At 56.3% G+C, this 19,593-nt stretch carries 18 protein-coding genes and 3 tRNA genes; 15 read left to right on the top strand and 6 right to left on the bottom strand.

All coding sequences use genetic code 11. The features are described 5' to 3' along the window. The first annotated feature begins 2 nt into the window (after positions 1 to 2). Together yedA and ED236_RS11545 are read left to right on the top strand one after the other, a co-directional pair. The gene (gene yedA, locus ED236_RS11550) at positions 3 to 890 is read left to right on the top strand and encodes a drug/metabolite exporter YedA (protein WP_123238137.1); all 888 of its coding nucleotides are present in this window, start codon (positions 3 to 5) and stop codon (positions 888 to 890) included. Between the two features lie 58 nt (positions 891 to 948). Then, positions 949 to 1,617 carry a histidinol-phosphatase gene (locus ED236_RS11545; RefSeq protein ID WP_123238136.1) on the top strand — a complete coding sequence of 223 codons (669 nt, stop codon included), beginning with the start codon at positions 949 to 951 and terminating at the stop codon, positions 1,615 to 1,617. A gap of 46 nt (positions 1,618 to 1,663) precedes the next feature. Here ED236_RS11545 and ED236_RS11540 read toward each other — a convergent pair whose 3' ends face one another. After that, positions 1,664 to 2,470 (bottom strand): cytochrome C assembly family protein, encoded by an 807-nt coding sequence (locus ED236_RS11540; RefSeq protein ID WP_123238135.1) that lies wholly within the window; start codon positions 2,468 to 2,470, stop codon positions 1,664 to 1,666. 102 nt (positions 2,471 to 2,572) lie between these two features. On the opposite strand from ED236_RS11540, the gene ffh reads away from it, so the two are divergent. The 3 genes from ffh (at position 2,573) to ED236_RS11525 (ending at position 5,081) form a co-directional block, all read left to right on the top strand. Continuing rightward, the gene (gene ffh, locus ED236_RS11535; protein WP_123238134.1) at positions 2,573 to 3,925 is read left to right on the top strand and encodes a signal recognition particle protein; all 1,353 of its coding nucleotides are present in this window, start codon (positions 2,573 to 2,575) and stop codon (positions 3,923 to 3,925) included. A gap of 74 nt (positions 3,926 to 3,999) precedes the next feature. Next, positions 4,000 to 4,075, top strand: a tRNA-Lys gene (locus ED236_RS11530). Positions 4,076 to 4,358: 283 nt separating this feature from the next. Then, the gene (locus ED236_RS11525; protein ID WP_123238133.1) at positions 4,359 to 5,081 is read left to right on the top strand and encodes an alternative oxidase; all 723 of its coding nucleotides are present in this window, start codon (positions 4,359 to 4,361) and stop codon (positions 5,079 to 5,081) included. 244 nt (positions 5,082 to 5,325) lie between these two features. Here the strand turns inward: ED236_RS11525 and ED236_RS11520 are convergent, their stop codons facing one another. The 4 genes from ED236_RS11520 to ED236_RS11505 all read right to left on the bottom strand — a co-directional run bounded on the left by ED236_RS11520 (position 5,326) and on the right by ED236_RS11505 (position 10,502). Then, a complete protein-coding gene (locus tag ED236_RS11520) occupies positions 5,326 to 7,629 on the bottom strand; it encodes a TonB-dependent receptor (RefSeq protein WP_162299621.1) in 2,304 nt (767 codons plus the stop codon). A gap of 84 nt (positions 7,630 to 7,713) precedes the next feature. Next, a complete protein-coding gene (locus tag ED236_RS11515) occupies positions 7,714 to 9,489 on the bottom strand; it encodes an ATP-binding response regulator (protein WP_123238131.1) in 1,776 nt (591 codons plus the stop codon). A gap of 7 nt (positions 9,490 to 9,496) precedes the next feature. Further along, positions 9,497 to 10,144: a response regulator transcription factor gene (locus ED236_RS11510; RefSeq protein WP_123238130.1), complete on the bottom strand. Its 648-nt coding sequence runs from the start codon at positions 10,142 to 10,144 to the stop codon at positions 9,497 to 9,499. A gap of 133 nt (positions 10,145 to 10,277) precedes the next feature. Further along, the gene (locus ED236_RS11505; protein WP_123238129.1) at positions 10,278 to 10,502 is read right to left on the bottom strand and encodes a hypothetical protein; all 225 of its coding nucleotides are present in this window, start codon (positions 10,500 to 10,502) and stop codon (positions 10,278 to 10,280) included. Positions 10,503 to 10,719: 217 nt separating this feature from the next. Here ED236_RS11505 and ED236_RS11500 point away from each other — a divergent pair. From ED236_RS11500 to ED236_RS11455, 10 genes are all read left to right on the top strand, one after another. Further along, a tRNA-Val gene (locus ED236_RS11500) sits at positions 10,720 to 10,796 on the top strand. A gap of 163 nt (positions 10,797 to 10,959) precedes the next feature. Continuing rightward, the gene (thrS, locus tag ED236_RS11495; RefSeq protein ID WP_123238128.1) at positions 10,960 to 12,882 is read left to right on the top strand and encodes a threonine--tRNA ligase; all 1,923 of its coding nucleotides are present in this window, start codon (positions 10,960 to 10,962) and stop codon (positions 12,880 to 12,882) included. Between the two features lie 39 nt (positions 12,883 to 12,921). Then, positions 12,922 to 13,464, top strand: a complete 543-nt coding sequence (infC, locus tag ED236_RS11490; RefSeq protein ID WP_123238127.1) for a translation initiation factor IF-3 — start codon at positions 12,922 to 12,924, stop codon at positions 13,462 to 13,464. A gap of 115 nt (positions 13,465 to 13,579) precedes the next feature. Then, complete coding sequence (gene rpmI / locus ED236_RS11485) at positions 13,580 to 13,777, top strand: 50S ribosomal protein L35 (protein ID WP_018985786.1); 198 nt, start codon at positions 13,580 to 13,582, stop codon at positions 13,775 to 13,777. 11 nt (positions 13,778 to 13,788) lie between these two features. Continuing rightward, on the top strand, positions 13,789 to 14,148 hold the full coding sequence (gene rplT / locus ED236_RS11480; RefSeq protein ID WP_123238126.1) for a 50S ribosomal protein L20: 360 nt from the start codon (positions 13,789 to 13,791) through the stop codon (positions 14,146 to 14,148). A 295-nt stretch (positions 14,149 to 14,443) separates the two neighbouring features. Beyond that, the gene (gene pheS, locus ED236_RS11475) at positions 14,444 to 15,451 is read left to right on the top strand and encodes a phenylalanine--tRNA ligase subunit alpha (protein ID WP_420820424.1); all 1,008 of its coding nucleotides are present in this window, start codon (positions 14,444 to 14,446) and stop codon (positions 15,449 to 15,451) included. Between the two features lie 23 nt (positions 15,452 to 15,474). Beyond that, positions 15,475 to 17,826 (top strand): phenylalanine--tRNA ligase subunit beta, encoded by a 2,352-nt coding sequence (pheT, locus tag ED236_RS11470; RefSeq protein ID WP_123238124.1) that lies wholly within the window; start codon positions 15,475 to 15,477, stop codon positions 17,824 to 17,826. Between the two features lie 107 nt (positions 17,827 to 17,933). After that, the gene (locus ED236_RS11465) at positions 17,934 to 18,236 is read left to right on the top strand and encodes an integration host factor subunit alpha (protein ID WP_123238123.1); all 303 of its coding nucleotides are present in this window, start codon (positions 17,934 to 17,936) and stop codon (positions 18,234 to 18,236) included. Beyond that, positions 18,217 to 18,600: a MerR family transcriptional regulator gene (locus tag ED236_RS11460; RefSeq protein ID WP_123238122.1), complete on the top strand. Its 384-nt coding sequence runs from the start codon at positions 18,217 to 18,219 to the stop codon at positions 18,598 to 18,600. Before ED236_RS11465 ends, ED236_RS11460 begins: the two co-directional genes overlap by 20 nt. 106 nt (positions 18,601 to 18,706) lie before the next feature. Beyond that, positions 18,707 to 18,783: transfer RNA gene (locus ED236_RS11455), tRNA-Pro, on the top strand. Positions 18,784 to 18,836: 53 nt separating this feature from the next. Here ED236_RS11455 and ED236_RS11450 read toward each other — a convergent pair. Then, a complete protein-coding gene (locus ED236_RS11450; RefSeq protein WP_162299620.1) occupies positions 18,837 to 19,529 on the bottom strand; it encodes a tetratricopeptide repeat protein in 693 nt (230 codons plus the stop codon). Between the last annotated feature and the right edge of the window lie 64 nt (positions 19,530 to 19,593).

The raw sequence follows: 19,593 nt of genomic DNA, 5'->3' as shown, positions 1-19,593 counted from the left end.
CTGTGCGTATTGATGGCAAAGCCAGCCAGCGGCTGTTGATCGTCCTGGCGCTGGTAGCGCTGTACTTCATCTGGGGCTCGACCTTTCTGGCGATGCGTATCGCCATCGACAGTTTCCCGCCGTTCATGATGGCCGCACTGCGCTTCGTGATCGCCGGTGCCTTGTTGTTTGCGTACTTGTGCTGGCGCGGTGCGGTAGTGCCAGGCTGGCGCGAGTGGCTGGGCGCCACGGCAGTGGGTGGCTTGTTGCTGGCTGCTGGCAACGGTGCCGTGGCCTATGCGGAGCAGACGGTAAGTACCGGTGTGTCAGCCTTGACTATCGCCACCGTGCCGTTATGGATGGCGCTGTTCTCTGCCTGTTGGGGGCAATCCCCGAACAAGCGTGAATGGTCAGGCATCGCCGTTGGTACGCTGGGGGTGGTGATCCTGACCATGGGGCAAAGCCTGCAGGCCAGCCCGGTGGGTGCCTTGGTGCTGATCCTGGCGGCGGCCAGCTGGGCATTCGGTTCAGTGTGGGGCAAGGTGTTGCCCATGCCCACCGGGGCCATGGCCAGTGCGGCCCAAATGCTGGGTGGCGGACTTGTTCTGGTGCTGGCGAGTCTGGTGGCGGGGGAGTCCTGGCCGCGGCAGATCAGTCAGGCATCCGTTGCTGCGATCATCTACCTGATCATCCTCGGCTCGCTGGTCGCCTACAGCGCGTATCTTTACCTGCTGAAAACAGTGCGTCCGGCATTAGCGACCAGCTATGCGTTCATCAATCCGCTGGTGGCGATGTGGCTGGGAGTATGGCTGGCAGGCGAAAGCATCGATGCGACCGAGTATCTGGCACTGGCCGTGATCGTGGTGGGGGTGTTGCTGGTGCTGCCGATCAAGTGGCCGGGTATCCGTTGATGGCATTCATGGCGTGGTGATAAGCCGCGCGACACTTAAACCTGTTTGGAGTCTTGCTTTGCGTCTCGCTATTTTTGATCTTGATAACACCTTGTTGGCTGGCGATAGTGATTTTCAGTGGGGTCAATTCCTCATTGAAGAAGGCTATCTGGACCGTGAACAGCATCTGGCCAGGAATCTGCAATTCTACGAAGACTACAAGCAGGGCAAGCTGGATATCTACGCTTTTCTGGATTTTCAGCTCAAGCCGCTGAGCGAGATCCCGCGCGCTGAGCTGGAGCAACTGCATGCGCGCTACATGGAACGCAAAGTGCGTCCAATGATGACGGATCTGGCGCAGGCGCTGGTCGACAAGCATAAAGCGCAGGGGGATGAGTTGCTGGTGATCACCGCGACCAACAGCTTTGTGACCACGCCTATCGCTAAAGCGTATGGCATAGATCAGCTGATAGGCACCACGCCGGAACAGATCGACGGTCAGTTCACGGGCGGCGTCACCGGCACGCCCAGCTTCCAGCATGGCAAGATCACGCGTTTGAATGAATGGCTGAGTGCACGTGGCCAGTCACTGGCCGATTATGAAACGGTGTGGTTCTATAGTGACTCTCACAACGATCTGCCACTGATGCAGCTGGTGGCCCAGCCGGTGGCGGTGGATCCGGATGACACGCTGCGCGCTTACGCTGAAGCGCACGGCTGGCCCATCATCAGCCTGCGTCACGCTTGAAGCCTGGGTCAGGGCAGCAGCTCAGGTGCTGGCTGAAGCGCAGGGATTATCTGCCGAGCACGATCTCGAGCACGAATTTGCTGCCCGCGTAGGCCAGTAGCAATATAACGAAGCCGGTCAAGGTCCAGCGGATCGCAATGCGACCGCGCCAGCCGTAACTGGCACGCCCTAGCAGCAAGCCACCAAAGATCAACCAGGAAGCCAGGGTGAAGATGTTCTTGTGATTGAGCTTCATTGGCTGCTGGAACAACGCTTCCGAGAACAAGACGCCACTGAGCAGCGTGAGTGTCAGTAGCAGAAAGCCGATTGCGATCACCCGGAACAGCAGGGTTTCCATCGCCATCAGCGGCGGGAAGTCAGGCAGCTTGATCAGGGTGCTCTTTTGGTGCAAGGAACGTTCCGCGACAGCCATCAGCAAAGCATGCAAGGCGGCAAAAGTGAACAAGCTGTAGGCCAGCAAGGCGATGACCAGATGCGTCATGAATAAAGGCTGGCCTGCATAAGGCAGCAGATGGGTTTCCGGCAGGCAGTACTGGATCAGTACCAGGATCGCCGCCACAGGCAGCACAAAGGCTTGCAGGCTGTTCATGGTGTGGCGTACATCACTGAGCCAGTAGATCAGTACCGTCAACCAGGCCACAGCCGACAAGGCGTTGGCAAAGCCCAGATTGAGGCCGCCATCCAGCAAGGTGTGGTAAAGCAGCCAGCCATGCAACATGAGCGCCAGTGCGATGCCTACGCTGTGCAGGCGGATACGGGCAGCAGTGGGCGCCTGGCGCGCATGGCGCCAGTAGTCGAAGGCGATCAGCAGGTAAAGCGCAATGACCAGCAGATAGGGCGCGATGGATGGCATGGCGGTGGCGTGAACATGGGTTAAAATCGGTCAACACAGCATACTACAACATCTTCAATTAGACACAATGCGGCGACAGCCGCTGATGGGTGAACCAGCATCATGCTAGAAAACTTAAGCGGACGCTTGCAGCAGGTCATCAAGACCTTGCGTGGTCAGGCGCGATTGACCGAAGACAATATCAGTGATGCCATGCGTGAAGTGCGTATGGCCTTGCTGGAGGCGGACGTGGCCTTGCCTGTGGTCAAGGACTTCATCGCACAGGTCAAGGAGCGCGCGCAGGGGCGCGAAGTGTTACAGAGCCTGAGTCCTGGCCAGGCCGTGATTCAGGTGGTACACGAAGAGCTGACCCGCTTGATGGGGGAGCAGAACAGCGAGCTGAATCTGGCTGCCGTGCCGCCCGCCATCGTGCTGATGGCAGGTTTGCAGGGTTCCGGCAAGACCACGACTTCGGCCAAGCTGGCGCGGTTACTCAAAGGCCAGAAGAAGAAAGTGCTGCTGGCCAGTGCCGATGTGTACCGTCCGGCGGCGATCGAGCAGCTGAAAACGCTGGCGGCCAGCCTGGAAGTCGACTGTTTTGATTCAAACGCTACCCAGAAGCCGCTTGATATCGCTGCGGCCACGCTGGATTACGCCAGGCGTCACTACTACGATGTGGTGATCTTCGATACGGCGGGCCGACTGGGCATAGACGAAGCCATGATGGCCGAGATCAGCAAGCTGCACACGCTGCTCAAGCCGATCGAAACCCTGTTCGTGGTGGACGCCATGCAGGGCCAGGATGCCGTCAATACGGCGCGCGCCTTTGGCGAGACCCTGCCCTTGACCGGGGTGGTGCTGACCAAGCTGGATGGTGATGCGCGAGGTGGTGCTGCGCTGTCTGTACGGCATATCACCGGCAAGCCGATCAAGTTCATTGGTGTCAGCGAAAAGGTCGATGGTCTGGAGCCGTTCCACCCGGAACGCATGGCCTCACGCGTGCTGGGCATGGGCGATGTGTTGTCGCTGATAGAGCAGGCGCAGAAGAACGTCGACCTGGACGAAGCAAAGCGCTTTGCGGACAAGGTCAAGTCTGGCAAGAGCTTCGATCTCGACGACTTCAAGGCGCAGATGCAGCAGATGCGCAATATGGGCGGCATGGCTGCATTGATGGACAAGATGCCGGCGCAGGTGGCCGGCATGGCAGGGCAGATGGGGGGTGAGCAGGGGGATAAAGCCATGCGCCGTCTGGAAGGCATCATCAACTCGATGACGCCTTCCGAACGTCGCAAGCCGGAGATCATCAAGGCCACGCGCAAGCGCAGGATCGCGGCTGGCGCTGGCGTTCAGGTGCAGGAAGTCAACCGACTGCTCAACCAGTTCGAAGAAGCGCAGAAGATGATGAAGATGATCTCCAAAGGCGGCATGGCCAAGATGATGCGTGCCATGCAAGGCCGCTTTCCCGGTATGCGCTAGTTGTCGTTGACGCGCAGGGCCCTTTTCAGGATAATTGCGCGCTTTCCATCTGGCCTTTAAGGTCAGCGTGGTGAGGGGTGTTAGCTCAGCTGGTAGAGCAGCGGACTTTTAATCCGTTTGTCGTGGGTTCGATCCCCGCACACCCTACCAAAACATTTAACGGCTTAGGATTCTGTCCTAAGCCGTTTTTGTTTTTGGCGTGGGTGAAGTGTGAGAAAAGCGTACTAGCTTATGCCCGCGCACAATCTGACATAAAAGCCGCCTACACTTGAATAGTGACTGAGCGAACTACCCGCATCCTGTGAAGGTCGGATTACTAGCTGCCAATAGTCGGCGGGATAATCGGGTCACGGGTGAGTTTCATGCGCATGCCTTACTGCGTGTATCGGGATCGCCCAGGTGTTCTGGATGCAGAAAGGTGAGGGATCAGGCTATGTCTGAAAGTATCGAAAATCGTCTTGATGATGCGCATGCATCAAGCCTGGATCATCTTGACAGGCATCACCGCCCTGACGGAGCTTCTGACCGGTTCGCGCTCATGTTCACCAAAGTGCTGCGCTGGTGCGCAGACACCTTCTTTGCCAAACGTTACGGGCATCGCGCCGTTGTGCTGGAAACGGTGGCAGCGGTGCCCGGCATAGTGGGCGGTATGATGGTGCATCTAAGCAGTTTACGCCGCATGGAGGACGATCACGGCTGGATACGCACGCTGCTTGAAGAGGCAGAGAACGAGCGCATGCATCTGATGACCTTCATCGCAATCGCAAAACCGACCACTTTCGAGCGCATCATCGTACTGCTGGTGCAGTGGGGCTTCTTCATTGGTTTCATGTTGCTGTACCTGATCTCTGCGCGTACTGCCCATCGGGTCGTTGGCTACTTTGAAGAAGAAGCGGTACTTAGCTATACGCTGTATCTGCAAGAGATCGATAGCGGTCGCTCAGCCAATGTTGCGGCACCGGCTATCGCCAAACACTACTGGAAGCTGCCGGACGACGCCAGCTTGCGGGATGTCATCCTGATGGTGCGGGCAGATGAAGCGCATCACCGCGATATCAACCACGGCTTGTCTGACCAGTTGGCCGGCAGGCCGGGGGCGCATGAGCAAGCAGCACCTTACCCTGAGCATGCCGATACGATTCGTTTGGATACATGATTCAGCTGCTTGCTGCGTGATTGTGAACTGGAGCCGGTGCGGAATTTCTTTGATCTAAACGCAGTGGATAGCGCTTGAGTGCGTCTGGCGTTTGTTAGCCCATACCCCGTTGTGGGGATGGCGTGATTGTAAAGCTAAGGCCATACTCGGCTGACATGCTAGTAACCTCCACTCGACCCTGCGACATCCCCTGCGCAGGGCTTTTTTTATCCAAAATGTGATTCAGGATCGGATTGTAAACCGCTTAGAAATCATAACGCATGGTGAAGCCAGCTGTGCGCGGCATACCGGCATAGCCCAGATATACCCCACTGCCAAGATTGAACAGCGACGGAAAGTAGCGTTCGTCCAGCGCATTTTTGATCCAGGCAGAGACATCGATCACGCCATGCCGTGTTTTGAACGCAAGGCCCGTGGAAAGATTGAGTAGCCCGTAACTGGGGATGCGGGAGTAGGTCGAGTTGTTGATGTCGCCATACGTTGACGACTGCCAGCTCCAGTAAGCATGCGCATATTGCCTGGTTGTGCCATTCAGATACCATTCCGATTGTGCGCCAAGCTGATAGGAGAAGCGGGGGGCGTTGTTGACGCGGTTGCCTGCAATGCTGCGGAATCCCTTGCCATAGCCACTATCTGGCGTGCCCCCGGGTCCATTGAATGTCTCAAACGGGGTTGGCGCCGTGCCGGAGTCGAAGGTGGCGTCTGTGTAGGCGCCGCTGAGGCTCATGGTCAGGCTGGGCGTCGCTTTTGCTCTAAGGTCGAACTCGACCCCTTTGCTGGTGAGGTCGCCGACATTGGTGAGTAGTCCGACAAAGGTATTCGCTACCTGGGTATTTGTGACCGCCTGATAGTCGCGTACTTTGCTTACAAAAGCGGTGGCGTTGAAACGTATGCGGTCTTGCAGCCAGGCAGTTTTGAAGCCGATCTCGACGTTAGTCGCTTTTTCCGGTTCGATATCCAGCGCGGCATTGCCCAGTACCGAACCCGGGCTGGTGACATTGTTGAGATTATAGCCGCCTGATTTTTCTCCGCTGGAGAGGGTGGCAAAGCTCATCCAGTGCGGGGTATGCCGGTAACTTGCCGTGAGCAGCGTAGACCAGCTGCTATCCGTACGGGATAGTTTGCCGGAATCGTAGAACTGGAACAGCGGACTCACTGGGAAAGCCGGCATCACTTCATTCTGAATCACACGCGCTTCCACATGCTCGGTGGTATGGCGCAGGCCTGCCGTGATATCGAACTGTTCAGTGACATGCGTCACGGATTGCCCGAACAGCGCAAAACTGTTGCGGGTTGAATCGGCCGTGCCGGTCAGCCTGCGATTGTTCGGAAAAGCGCCAGTTAAAGCGAGTGCGCTTGGACCAGACTGAAAGTCATTTCTGCTATCGATGTCCTGAAAATAGTAATACGCGCCGACCTGATATTGATGACGCTGGTTATCCGGAGAGCTGAGGCGTAACTCCTGGGTGAATTGCTGTTCATCTGTAAAGAAGCCGCCATTCACGGCAAACAGATTGGTGGTATCGAGGTCCACCTGCGGGCGGTATTTCCAGTCGCGCCAGGCGCTGATCGACGTCAGTTTGTAGGCGCCCAGCTCCCAGTTGGCTTCCATCGAGATGGCGCTTTGGTCTACGCGGGTGCGCTGTGCTGTGTCCACGTTCACCTCGTAACGTTGCGGATCGAGGATGATGCCAGTCGCACCTAGCAATGCTGCGTGTTGGGGGAGTGTGGTGGCATTGCTGCCTGGCGCGCCTATGGGCAGGTTGCCTGCGGTCTGGCCTATGTTCCATGGCCCATAGCGGTATGGGATGCTGCGCCCCGCACTGGAATCCTCATTGTTATGTTCAAGGATGATGCGGTAACTGGAGTCGGTGTTCGGGACTAGCAGCAGTTGCGCACGTATCCCGGCCCGGTCAGCGCTATTGGTATTGCGGCCATTGAACAGGTTCTTGATCCAGCCGTCCTCCTTGGTTTCATAGGCCGAAACCCGAAACGCAGCGACATCGTTGATGCCTTGAGACAGGCTGGCTTTGAACTGACGAAAGTCACGCTCGCCGAACGATGCTTGTACCGAATGCTCTGGAGTGAAGCTGGGTGCGCGAGTTTGAATGTTCAATACGCCGGCCGTGGTGTTCTTTCCAAACAGGGTGCCTTGGGGCCCGCGCAGCAGTTCGATCTGTTCGATATCCAGCAAGTCGAACATCGCTTGTCCGGGTCTGCCCAGGTAGACATTGTCCAGATACACGCCGACGCTACCTTCCAGCCCGTCATTGGCTGGGTTGTTGCCTATGCCACGTATACCAAAGCTGGTCTGGCGTGGTTGAAAGAACTGCACGCTGAAGTTGGGCAGTAGTTGTGGCAGTTCCTGAGCCTGGTAGATGTTGGATTTGGCTAGCGTCTCGCCGCTGACCACATGCGTGGATACTGGTACATCCTGTTCGGCCTGCGGTATCTTGCGGGCACTGACGCTGATCTTCTCCAGGCAGCTTGTGCTGGTCTCTGATTCGCAAGCGGCAAAACTGACTGATTGCCCTCCAACCAAGGCCAAACCAGCACTTATAAGAATCGCAGTATGCGATCGTAGCAGTCGGCTAGGTTGGCCCATGTGTCGGTTGGTGTCAGTCGCTGTGCATTATTTGATTTTTTTTGTGGATTTATGCTCTTTGGCTGCATGTAACTCTGCCCTCAGGGAGCCAAGTGACAAGGGTTTGTGCAGCAGCTTGAATCCACTGGCACGGATAGTTTGCAACAAATCCGGCGCAGTGTCACCGCTGATCAGCATGATGGGTAAATCCGGGTAAAGTGTGCGCAGCGATTTTGCTGCATTGATGCCAGTGTCTCCGTCACTGAGACGAAAATCAGCCAGCATGATATCTGGCTTCCAGTGCGTGGCGATCTGCAGAGCGGCTAATGACGAAGCCGCACTCATGCATTCGCAGCCCAGGGTTTCAAGCAACAATTCGGTGGCCGTGCGTATGATTTCCTCGTCGTCGACCACCAATACACGCAAATCAAACAGCGTGGTGTCATCTTTTGAATGATGGTTTTCATCACTGCTGGCAGATTGATCAGGTTCGACCGGGATACTGAGCGTGAAACGCGTGCCTTTCTCAGGGATGGATTCCATCTCCAGCTTGATCTGTAGCAGGTCCGCCAGACGTTTCACGATGGACAGGCCTAATCCGAAGCCTTGCGAGCGGTCGCGGTTGGCGTTATCCACCTGATAAAACTCTTGGAAGATCTCCTGCTGGTGTTCCAGTGCGATGCCCCGTCCGGTGTCGCTGATGGCGACGCAGACATGGCGGCCAGAGGGCGCGTCGTAGACGTCGATGCTGATGCTGCCTTCATCCGTGAATTTGATCGCGTTGTGCAGCAGGTTGCGGAAAATGCGATGGATCAATTGCGGGTCGGTGAGGCTTTTGGTGTTGGAACTCAGATTGACGGTGGTTTTCAGCCCTTTGTCTGCGATCGACAGCTCGAATTCTGCATAGATATTGCTCAAGATGGCGCTGATGTTGGTGGCTTGCACGTGGGCTTCTACGATGCCTGCATCCAGCTTGGAGATGTCGAGAAGATCGTTCAATTGTGAAGAGAGCGACATCGAGACTTCGTTGAGTATCTTGACCAGTCGCTGACTTTCTTCACCAAGATGGTGCAGGCCGAGTGTGGCGCTGACCAGCGAGATGGTATGCAGCGGTTGCCTGAGGTCGTGGCTGGCGGCTGCCAGGAAGCGTGTCTTTGATCGGTTGGCGTCCTCGGCTTCTTTCAAGGCCTGCAGTAGCAGGCGCTTTTGCTGCTGATCACGAAACCGGAGTTGATAGCCTTCCTGTATCAGCTGCCAGGAGTTCTTGCTCATTTCGAACAGCATGAAGGTATATAGCAGAATCAGGCCCACCATGGCCAGGCTGATCCACTCTGGATAATTGGCGATCTCGGTAAGTCCCCAGGCCAGGCTCAGGCCAACCAGAATAGGGGTGGCAAACAGCATGAACACGGCCCGCTGCCCCGGCGTGTTGGCGACACTGCCGGAACACAGGCCCAGAAAGATGACGGTGACGATGGAGCGCTCGATCTCGGACAGCGCCGGGAAGAACATCAGGAAAGCGCCAAAGATCAAACCGACCAGCCCGGCCACCAGTTGATAGACGCGCATGGTGGCCAGTATGTTGATGCGAACCTTGAGGCGCGGCAGGTAGATGATGCTGATGCGTAATATCTGGCCTATCAGCGCGAGCGCCAGCCACAGTTTGGCAGGAAGCTGGTCGGCTTGATTGAACGCAATGGCCGTGAGCACGGCGATGGCAGTGAAGCTACCGATCGAAGTGCGCAGATTTTGTTTGGCCGCCAGCTGCAGGAACTCATGGATGATTTCCGCGCGCTGGCGGTTGGTGATGGTTTGCTCTGACACGCCGCACCTAAGTCAGCTGTATCTTGCGCTTTGCCAGCTCGTAAACCACCTGCGTGCGGTTCTGAACGTTGAGAATGCGGTAGATGGCACTTAAGTGCTGTTTGACCGTGTCCTCCGAGATGCTCATCTCTCTTGCGATGAGTTTGTTGGGCAGGCCACGCACCAGTGCATGGATGGCGGTGATCTGCCTGCGCGTCAGATCGGGGAACGCTTCCAGCAGACTTTTATGGTTGTCTACGGTATCGAACGCGTTGTCAGTCGGGTGCAGGAACGCATCTGAGGGTAAAAACACGCCGCCACTCAGGATCAGGCGCATCGCCGAGATCAGCAGTTCAGGGCTGGAGTCTTTATGGATAAAGCCGGAAGCGCCAGCGTCTATGCAGCTGCGTATCAGCTGGCTGTTGCGTTCTGCTGACAAAATGACCACACGGGCGGCTTCTGCAGCTTCACGGACCGCTTGCAAGCCCGCCATGCCTGTCAGGCCGTTGAGGTTCCAGTCCAGCAGTACCAGGTCGAACGGGACCTGATGAATCTGCTGTATGGCCTCTTCAGCACTTGCCACCAGCTGTAACTGGGCCTGGCTATCAAGTTGCTTGAGCAGCAAACCCAGCCCTTCGCGAAACAAGGCATGATCATCAACAACCAGTATCCGCATATTGTCCTCGCACCGTAAATTAGCATGCTCACAATAGTGCAAAACTCCCTGTAGCGTCCAGTGTTGATGCACCCCACCTTCGTGGGGTTGATGTGGTGTCACCCAACGATTACATCAGTCGTTTGTGAGAGGCCTAGGTGCTTGCGACCGAGTCGTTGCTGCGACGTTGCTTGCGCTGTGCGCGCCAGTCGGCGATGCGCTGACGGCGCGCGATGATGGTCAGGATCAGCACCACCCAGGCCAGGCCGGCCACGTGTGCCAAGCCTGCATATACGCTGACCAGCACCAGTTGAGGGAAGGCGTTGCTGAGCACCAGTGGAATGGCGGCGAGTAATAAAACCAGAAAAATCAGTATCATGTGATGACTCCTGCATCAATGCGGAGCGAGTCCGGCACTTGTTTCTATTGAAGCATATATCGGGCCAGCTTTTGTGAAATTGGCATGAAGTTGGATCAGGTGCGGGTTTTGTGGCGTATTGGTGCGGTGTGCGACCAGGATTTTATGCGGCCCGGGCTTGGATAACCTTGTCCCTGCCTGACGATTGCACTATAATGCGCGCCTGCTTGAGGCATGTAGAGGGATAGCTCAGTTGGTTAGAGCGCCTCGTTGACATCGAGGAGGTCGCTGGTTCGAATCCAGTTCTCTCTACCAAACCTGAAGCCGCAGCCGCGAAGGCTGTGCATGATAAAAAGCACGACACACGAAAAAGCCGTTTAGCGGCTTTTGTTGTTTTTGAGCGCCGTAGTTAAGGCTGTATTTAAGAAGCTTCTGTTGTTTGAATCGCAGGGGCGGCCAGTCAGACAGAAAGGGCACCATGCCGGTCATACGCTTGCCAGATGGTTCTGCGCGCAATTTTGATGCAGCCGTAACCGTCGCCGATGTGGCGATGAGCATAGGCGCGGGCCTGGCCAAGGCTGCGCTGGCTGGGAAAGTCACCCTGGACGGTCAGGAGCCCAGGCTGGTGGACACCAGCTACCTGATCAGCCAGGACGCCGATCTGGCTATCATCACCGACAAGAGCCCGGAAGGCGTGGACATCATCCGCCATTCCACGGCGCACTTGCTGGCCTATGCCGTTAAAGCGTTGTTCCCGGATGCGCAAGTCACCATAGGCCCGGTCATCGACAACGGCTTCTACTACGATTTCTCTTACAAGCGTCCTTTCACCCCGGACGATCTGACCGCCATCGAGAACAAGATGGCCGAGCTCGCAAAAAAAGACGAGCCAGTCAGTCGTAAAGTGCTGCCGCGCGATGAAGCCGTGGCCTACTTCAAATCCATTGGTGAGCACTATAAAGCCGAGATCATTGCTTCGATCCCGGCGGGTGAAGACGTTTCATTGTATAGCGAAGGCAGCTTTACCGACTTGTGCCGTGGTCCGCATGTGCCGTCCACCGGCAAGCTGAAAGCATTCAAACTCATGAAGCTGGCCGGCGCTTACTGGCGCGGCGATTCCAATAACGAGATGCTGCAGCGTATCTACGGCACCGCCTGGGCCAAGAAGGACGAGCTGGACGCCTATCTGCACATGCTGGAAGAGGCCGAAAAGCGCGACCACCGCAAGTTGGGCAAGCAGCTGGATTATTTCCACATGCAGGACGAGGCGCCTGGCATGGTGTTCTGGCATCCGCGCGGCTGGACGCTGTGGCAGGAAGTCGAGCAGTACATGCGCCAGATGTTCCGTGATTATGGCTATCAGGAAGTCAAGACGCCCACCATCATGGACCGCAGTCTGTGGGAGAAGTCCGGGCACTGGCAGAACTACCGCGACAATATGTTCACCACTTCATCCGAGAACCGTGACTACGCGGTGAAGCCGATGAACTGCCCAGGCCATATCCAGATCTTCAACAGTGGTCTGCACAGTTACCGTGATCTGCCGCTACGTCTGGCCGAGTTTGGTTCCTGCCACCGCAATGAGCCGTCTGGCGCCTTGCATGGCCTGATGCGCGTGCGTGGTTTCACGCAGGATGATGCGCATATCTTCTGTACCGAAGGCCAGATCGAGTCCGAAGTCGCGGCCTTCATCGATATGCTGTACAAGGCCTATGGCGACTTTGGCTTCAGTGAAGTGCTGGTCAAGTTGTCTACCCGCCCTGAAAAGCGCGTCGGCTCGGATGAAACCTGGGATAAGGCAGAAGCTTCCCTGGAAGCGGCGCTGAACAAGAACAAGCTGGCCTTCGACCTGCAGCCGGGCGAGGGTGCCTTCTACGGCCCCAAGATCGAGTTCACCCTGAAAGACAGCCTGGGACGCCTGTGGCAATGCGGCACCATCCAGCTCGATTTCAACTTGCCTGAGCGTCTGGATGCCGAGTACGTGGCGGAAGACAACACGCGCAAGCGCCCGGTCATGTTGCATCGCGCCATCGTCGGTTCCATGGAGCGCTTCATCGGCATCCTGATCGAGAACCATGCCGGTGCCATGCCTTTATGGCTGGCGCCAGTGCAGGCCATGGTGCTGAATATCAGCGACAATCAGGCCGAGTATGTGCAGAAAGTGGTGGCTGAGCTGCGTCGCCACGGCCTGCGCGTCGAGTCTGACTTGAGGAATGAGAAAATAACCTATAAAATACGCGAACATAGCTTGCAGAAGATGCCTTACTTGCTGGTTGCAGGTGAGCGTGAGATGCAAAGCGGGCAAGTGGCCGTGCGTACCAGAAAAGGTGAAGACCTGGGTTCCATGCCGGTAGAAGCGCTGATAGCGCGTCTGCAGGATGAAATTAAAGCCAAGGTTTAAGCTGATGGTAGCGCGGTCAAATTTTTTGCCCATTGATCAATAACTGGAGAATCTGCGATAGCTCAAGACAAAGAAGTACGAATCAACGGTGACATCACCGCACAACAGATTCGTTTGGTAGGCGTTAATGGCGAACCACTGGGTATCGTCAGTCTAAGTGAGGCTTTTGCCAAGGCCGAAGAAGCCGACATCGATCTGGTTGAGATCGCACCACAAGCCGCACCACCGGTGTGCCGCTTGATGGATTACGGTAAATTCAAATACGCCGAAAGCAAGCGCCAGCACGAAGCCAAGCTTAAGCAAAAACAGGTTCAGGTAAAAGAAGTGAAGTTCCGTCCTGGTACGGACGATGGCGATTACAACGTCAAATTGCGTAATTTGACGCGCTTCCTGCAAGAGGGCGATAAAGCCAAGATCACCCTGCGTTTCCGTGGTCGCGAGATCACCCACCAGGAGCTGGGGCTGGCGCTGTTGAAGCGCGTGGAAGCCGATCTGCAGGAACACGCGGTGGTTGAGCAGTTCCCCAAGATGGAAGGCCGTCAGATGGTGATGGTGCTGGCTCCACACAAAAAGAACAAATAAGTAGTCGATGTATCAGTAGTACCAGCAACAAGTAGAACCAGCAACAAGTAGCATCCTGAGTGATACGGCGAAATGGCATGCCCAGGCACTCTTAACAACTCTCAAGGAGAACAAAATGCCAAAGATGAAGACCAAGAGCAGCGCCAAAAAGCGCTTCAAGTTCTTGGGGAACGGCAAGGTCAAGCGTACCCATTCGCACCTGCGCCACATCCTCACCAAGAAGACCACCAAGCAAAAGCGTAAGCTGCGCGGCACGGCCATCATTTCCGCAACTGACGTCAAGCGCGTACGCGCCATGATGCCGACTCAATAAGGAGATAAGACATGCCTAGAGTCAAACGTGGTGTCATCGCCCGCGCACGTCATAAAAAGGTTCTGAACGCTGCCAAAGGTTACCGCGGCCGTCGCAAGAACGTCTACCGTATCGCCAAAGAAGCGGTGATGAAGGCAGGCCAGTATGCCTACCGTGATCGCCGTCAAAAGAAGCGTCAATTCCGTACCCTGTGGATCGCGCGTATCAACGCCGGTGCACGTGAGTTCGGTCTGACCTACAGCCGTTTCATGAACGGCCTGAAAAAGGCGGCTGTTGAAGTGGATCGTAAGGTTCTGGCTGATCTGGCTGTATTCGACAAGGCGGCATTTGCCAAATTTGTCGAGTTGGCTAAATCCGGTCTCGCTGCTTAAATCCCAGCAATAAAAAAGGAGGCCATGTGCCTCCTTTTTTATTTAAACTCTTTAAAACCTACTAAGTGGCATTAAAGATATGAAGTATTTGAAAATTCGATTCTCTGGAGATATAACTTCTCAAGAATTTCACAGCTACTTTATTCGAGCTTGGGATGCCTTGCCTGGGGAGGCTAGCGCACGCGATGGTGTCGCAAAAGTGTATGTATTAAGTAATGGGTCTCCAACACTAAATTCTAATTACGTTGTAAAGAATGGTGGTTGCGATGCTGCTTCGGACGCTGCTGTTCAAAGCCTGAGGGAGCTTCATCCAAACCTTAATGAGACAATAACCGAACATAAGGTTAGCGATAAAACAACCATCAATGATTTAGATGCTTTTAAGGCTTCAGTGCTTGGAAAGAAATCGGAATTAACAGAATCATTAAAATTACTCAGTAAGTTGGATCCTGAACAAAGAAGAGTCGAAGGTGCTAGGCTTAACTCTAGCAGGCAGGAAATTGAAAAAGATATTAACGACGACAAAGCCAGACAACTAAATGCAGAACTATCTGCAAGATTAAAAACAGAGCCCCTCCTGGATGTGACCTTGCCAGCGCGTGCGCGCGGCGAGGGTGGTTTGCACCCGGTGACGCTGACCTTGCAACGTGTCGAACAATTGTTCCATTCCATCGGCTTTGAAGTCGCCGAAGGTCCCGAGATCGAAACCGATTTCTATAATTTCACCGCGTTGAACATTCCGGATGACCATCCGGCACGTGCCATGCACGACACCTTCTACATCGACGAGCAGCATGTGTTGCGCACCCACACCTCGCCGGTGCAGGTGCACTACATGCAGCAAGCCCTCAAGAACAACAGCGGCCCACCGCTCAAGATCATCGCCCCGGGCCGGGTCTATCGCGTGGATTCCGATGCCACGCATTCCCCCATGTTCCATCAGGTGGAAGGCTTGTGGGTGGACGAGAACATCAGCTTTGCCAACCTGAAAGGCGTGGTGCAGGATTTCCTGCAGCGCTTCTTCGAGCGTGACGATCTGCAGGTACGCTTCCGTCCCTCGTTCTTCCCGTTCACCGAGCCATCGGCCGAGATGGACATGAGCTGGAACGGTGGCTGGCTGGAGATCGGCGGTTGCGGCATGGTGCACCCCGAAGTATTCGGCCATGTCGGTATCGACAGCGAAAAATACCGTGGCTTCGCTTTTGGCCTGGGCGTGGAACGCCTGGCTATGCTGCGTTACGGCGTGAACGACCTGCGCCTGTTCTTCAACAATGATCTGCGCTTTTTGAAGCAATTCAACTAGTCGGACTTTCGAATCAGACTGCCATGCAATTTTCCGAACACTGGTTACGTACCTATGCCAACCCCGCGCTGGACAGCGCCGCCCTGAGTCATCTGCTGACCATGGCGGGCCTGGAAGTGGAAGACACGCAGGCGCTCGCGCCTGATTTCAGCCATGTCGTGGTGGGGCAGATTGTCAGCGCCGACAAGCATCCGGATGCGGATCGCTTGCAGCTGTGCAAGGTAGATACAGGCGCAGCAGCGCCGCTGCAGATCGTGTGCGGTGCCAGCAATGCCCGCGTCGGCATCAAGGTGCCTTGCGCGCTGGTGGGTGCGGCCTTGCCCGGCTTCAATATCAAGCAGGCCAAGGTACGCGGCATCGAATCCTTTGGCATGTTGTGTTCGGCCAAGGAGCTGGGGCTTGCGGAAGAGAGCAGCGGCCTGCTGGAGTTGTCGGCCGATGCGCCTGTTGGTCAGGACATCCGTGACTGGCTGGACCTCAATGACCAGTTGCTGACCTTGAAACTCACGCCTAACCGCAGCGATTGTCTTAGCCTGCTGGGCATCGCCCGCGATGTCGCAGCCCTGACCGGTACAGTGCTGAATCTGCCCGCCATCACGGCGGTGGCCGTGACGAGCGATGCGCAGCGCAAGGTGCTGGTGGACGCGTCGACCGCATGCCCACGTTACACTGGCCGCGTCATCACCGGCGTTGATGCGCGTGCGCAAACCCCGGACTGGATGGTGCGCAGGCTGGAGCGCAGTGGTTTGCGCAGTATCAGTGTCATCGTGGACATCACCAATTATGTGTTGCTGGAGCTGGGTCAGCCGCTGCATGCGTTTGACGCGGCAGGTCTCGATGGTGACATCCGGGTGCGGTTCGCTCAGGCTGGCGAGCGCCTGGACCTGCTCAACCAGCAGAGCGTGAATCTGGACACCGACATGCTGGTGATCGCCGACAGCCAGGGCCCGCTGGCACTGGCTGGCATCATGGGCGGTAACGCCAGTGCGGTCAGCGATGACACACAAAGCATCTTCCTGGAGAGTGCGTATTTCGAGCCAGCCGCCATCGTCGGCAAGGCCAGACGCCTGAATTTCTCCACTGACTCGTCCTACCGTTTCGAGCGTGGTGTGGATTTCGCTAATACGCGTAATGCGCTGGAGCATGCCAGTGCCTTGATTCTGCAGATCTGCGGTGGCCAGGCCGGCCCTGTGACCGAAGTGTTGAACACCCTGCCGGCACGCGCGCCTGTTACCTTGCGTCATGCACGCATGGAGTCGGTGCTGGGCATCACGCTGGTACCTGCTGCCGTTACGCGCATGTTCGCGCAACTGGGTTTTGAGCATGCGGTGCGTGGTGACGACTATCTGGTCACGCCGCCCAGTTATCGTTTCGATATCCGCATCGAGGAAGACCTGATCGAAGAAGTGGCGCGTCTGCATGGCTACGACCAGATCCCGGCTACGCCGCCACAGGCCGCGCTGAACATGTTGCCCGCAGCCGAGTCCAGCTTGCCTGCGGCGGCACTCAAAGCCTGTCTGACTGCCAGTGGCTATCAGGAAATCGTCAGCTACAGCTTTGTGGACCTGAGCTGGGAGCGTGACTTGCTGGGCAATGCGACGCCTGTCGCACTCAAAAACCCCATCGCCAGCAATCTCAGTGTGATGCGCTCCGGCTTGTGGGGCGGGCTGCTGGATACCCTGAGCTACAACCTCAATCGCAAACAGGACCGTGTGCGCCTGTTTGAAGTGGGTGCCGTGTACGCGGCCAAGGATGGCGGCTACGCCGAGCATACGCGCATCTCGGGCCTGGCCTATGGCGATGCCTCGCCAGAGCAATGGGCCGAGCCTGCACGTCTGGTCGATTTTTACGACATCAAAGCGGATGTAGAGCGTTTGACCGGCGGCATGGCGCGTTACGAGCCAGCAAGCCACCCGGCTTTGCACCCTGGGCAGTCGGCGCAAGTGTGGCTGCATGGCCGCATGATAGGTTGGCTGGGCAAGCTGCATCCCAAATGGCAGCAGCAGTATGATCTGCCTAGTAGCCCGCTACTATTCGAACTGGATCTGGGCCCCTTGCAGCAGCGTGCTGTGGCCGCCTATCGCGAGGTGGCCAAGTTCCCGCCGGTGCGCCGTGACCTGGCGGTGCTGGTGGACGAAGTGGTGCCTTTGCAGGCCTTGATGGACACGCTGAAGCAGGCACAAATTTCGCACGTTGTCGACCTGCAATTGTTTGATTTGTATCGAGGTAAAGGCATTCCTGAGGGTAAAAAAAGCCTTGCCTTATCGGTGTTTATGCAAGATACTCAAAAAACGCTGGTGGATGCCGAGGCAGATGCTGCAATGGCAAAACTGCTGGAATTGCTTGCAAGCCAGCACGGTGCAGTGCTCCGATAGATTGCACCGGACAGGGAAACCCATGGACACCCAATCCATGTACCAGAGATACATAAGTTCAAATAATTAAGACTACCAAGTAAACAAACACCTGGTTAAGAGAAATCATGACATTAACAAAAGCGGATCTGGCCGATTTGCTGTTCGAACGCGTTGGCCTGAACAAGCGTGAAGCCAAAGACATGGTGGAAGCTTTTTTCGAGGAAATTCGAGTGGCGCTGGAAGCGGGCGATAGCGTCAAGCTCTCCGGTTTCGGTAATTTCGAACTGCGCCAGAAATCCGAACGCCCCGGTCGTAACCCTAAAACGGGTGAAGAGATCCCCATCACGGCACGTCGTGTCGTCACATTCCATACTAGCCAAAAGCTGAAGAGCAAGGTTGAGGAAGCGTATGCTGGAGCAGACGCCTAAGACCCCGCTGCCTCCTATCCCGGCAAAGCGCTATTTCACCATCGGTGAGGTCGGCGAGCTTTGCGGGGTCAAGCCGCATGTGCTGCGCTACTGGGAGCAGGAGTTCAGCCAGCTCAAGCCAGTCAAACGTCGCGGTAACCGCCGCTATTACCAGCACCATGAGGTGCTGTTGATCCGTCGTATCCGCGAGCTGCTGTATGAACAGGGCTTTACCATCAGTGGCGCACGCAATCGTCTGGATGAGCCTGCGGCCGAGAAAGTCAGCGCCGCCGAAGCTGCAGCACCCGCTGCGGGCAATGGTATCGATGTCGCCGACCTGCGCCGCGAGATCAGCGATATCCTTCAACTACTCACACCGAACTAAGCCTGGCTGCAGGGCCTGCGATTCATGGCTTTACAGCACATCCGGGTTTTCTCCAGCATGGCTTTTCGGCTATAATCACGCTCCTGCCGTAATCTAGGCAGCGGTTCGGGGTGTAGCGCAGCCTGGTAGCGTACTTGCATGGGGTGCAAGTGGTCGGAGGTTCAAATCCTCTCACCCCGACCAATTTCCCTTCTCGTTTTTCTGTACGTCATCCTGCTTTCAGATTGTCATGCTAGTCAGCAAGCACGGCCCTGCTGCTGTTTGCATTTAAGCGCCAGCGCTTCGCCTTCTGCTTTTTGTTCTGCGCTCATTTTGGCGCCCACAAACGCCAGCATGTGCAGGCGTTTCTGCATGCGCCGTGCTGAGGCATCCTGATTCTCGCTGGCCATCTTGAGCCACATGTAGCCACGCGGCAGATCGGCCGGGATGCCTTCCGCATTGGCATACATCACACCCAGATTGTACTGGGCTTCAGCATTGCCTTGCTCGGCGGCCATCACGTACCAGCGTGCTGATTGCGGGTAGTCAGGCTCGATCACATCACCACGGAAATAGATGATGCCCAGATTGAGCTGGGATTTCTCATGGCCCTGTTCTGCGGCCTTTTTGTACCAGGCGATGGCGCCGGTGTAATCCGGTGTGCCTACCATTTCCGGGCGGAAATACAGCACGCCCAGCGTGTATTGGGCTTCTGCATAGCCAGCTTCAGCCGACTTGCGGTACCAGTCCAGTGCCTGTTGCTTGTCTGCCACGACCCCTTCGCCGTTCATGTACATGGTACCCAGGTTGAACTGTGCCTTGGCGTCGCCTTGGGCAGCCAGCGTTTGATAGATGGCCAGGGCATCTGCTATGCGGCCGCTGGCCGCCGCTTCTTTGGCCTCACTCAGCGTTGCAGCCTGCGCGTTGTAGACATTGGTCGAGGCCAGCATGGCAAAAACAAGCGCTATGCCATAACTGTGTAGAGTATGGCGGCGTAAGGACAGTGCAGAAGAG

The sequence above is a fragment of the Pseudomethylobacillus aquaticus genome, assembly GCF_003730115.1.
Taxonomy (GTDB): Bacteria; Pseudomonadota; Gammaproteobacteria; order Burkholderiales; family Methylophilaceae; genus Pseudomethylobacillus; species Pseudomethylobacillus aquaticus.
This window is presented reverse-complemented; position numbering and strand designations above follow the sequence as displayed.

Excerpts from the sequence above, each read along its gene's own strand:
- ED236_RS11540 (WP_123238135.1), bottom strand. The coding sequence starts at position 2,470 with ATGCCATCCATCGCGCCCTATCTGCTGGTCATTGCGCTTTACCTGCTG.
- ffh (WP_123238134.1), top strand. The coding sequence starts at position 2,573 with ATGCTAGAAAACTTAAGCGGACGCTTGCAGCAGGTCATCAAGACCTTG.
- ED236_RS11525 (WP_123238133.1), top strand. The coding sequence starts at position 4,359 with ATGTCTGAAAGTATCGAAAATCGTCTTGATGATGCGCATGCATCAAGC.
- ED236_RS11510 (WP_123238130.1), bottom strand. The coding sequence starts at position 10,144 with ATGCGGATACTGGTTGTTGATGATCATGCCTTGTTTCGCGAAGGGCTG.
- ED236_RS11505 (WP_123238129.1), bottom strand. The coding sequence starts at position 10,502 with ATGATACTGATTTTTCTGGTTTTATTACTCGCCGCCATTCCACTGGTG.
- thrS (WP_123238128.1), top strand. The coding sequence starts at position 10,960 with ATGCCGGTCATACGCTTGCCAGATGGTTCTGCGCGCAATTTTGATGCA.
- rpmI (WP_018985786.1), top strand. The coding sequence starts at position 13,580 with ATGCCAAAGATGAAGACCAAGAGCAGCGCCAAAAAGCGCTTCAAGTTC.
- rplT (WP_123238126.1), top strand. The coding sequence starts at position 13,789 with ATGCCTAGAGTCAAACGTGGTGTCATCGCCCGCGCACGTCATAAAAAG.
- pheT (WP_123238124.1), top strand. The coding sequence starts at position 15,475 with ATGCAATTTTCCGAACACTGGTTACGTACCTATGCCAACCCCGCGCTG.
- ED236_RS11465 (WP_123238123.1), top strand. The coding sequence starts at position 17,934 with ATGACATTAACAAAAGCGGATCTGGCCGATTTGCTGTTCGAACGCGTT.
- ED236_RS11460 (WP_123238122.1), top strand. The coding sequence starts at position 18,217 with ATGCTGGAGCAGACGCCTAAGACCCCGCTGCCTCCTATCCCGGCAAAG.
- ED236_RS11450 (WP_162299620.1), bottom strand. The coding sequence starts at position 19,529 with ATGCTGGCCTCGACCAATGTCTACAACGCGCAGGCTGCAACGCTGAGT.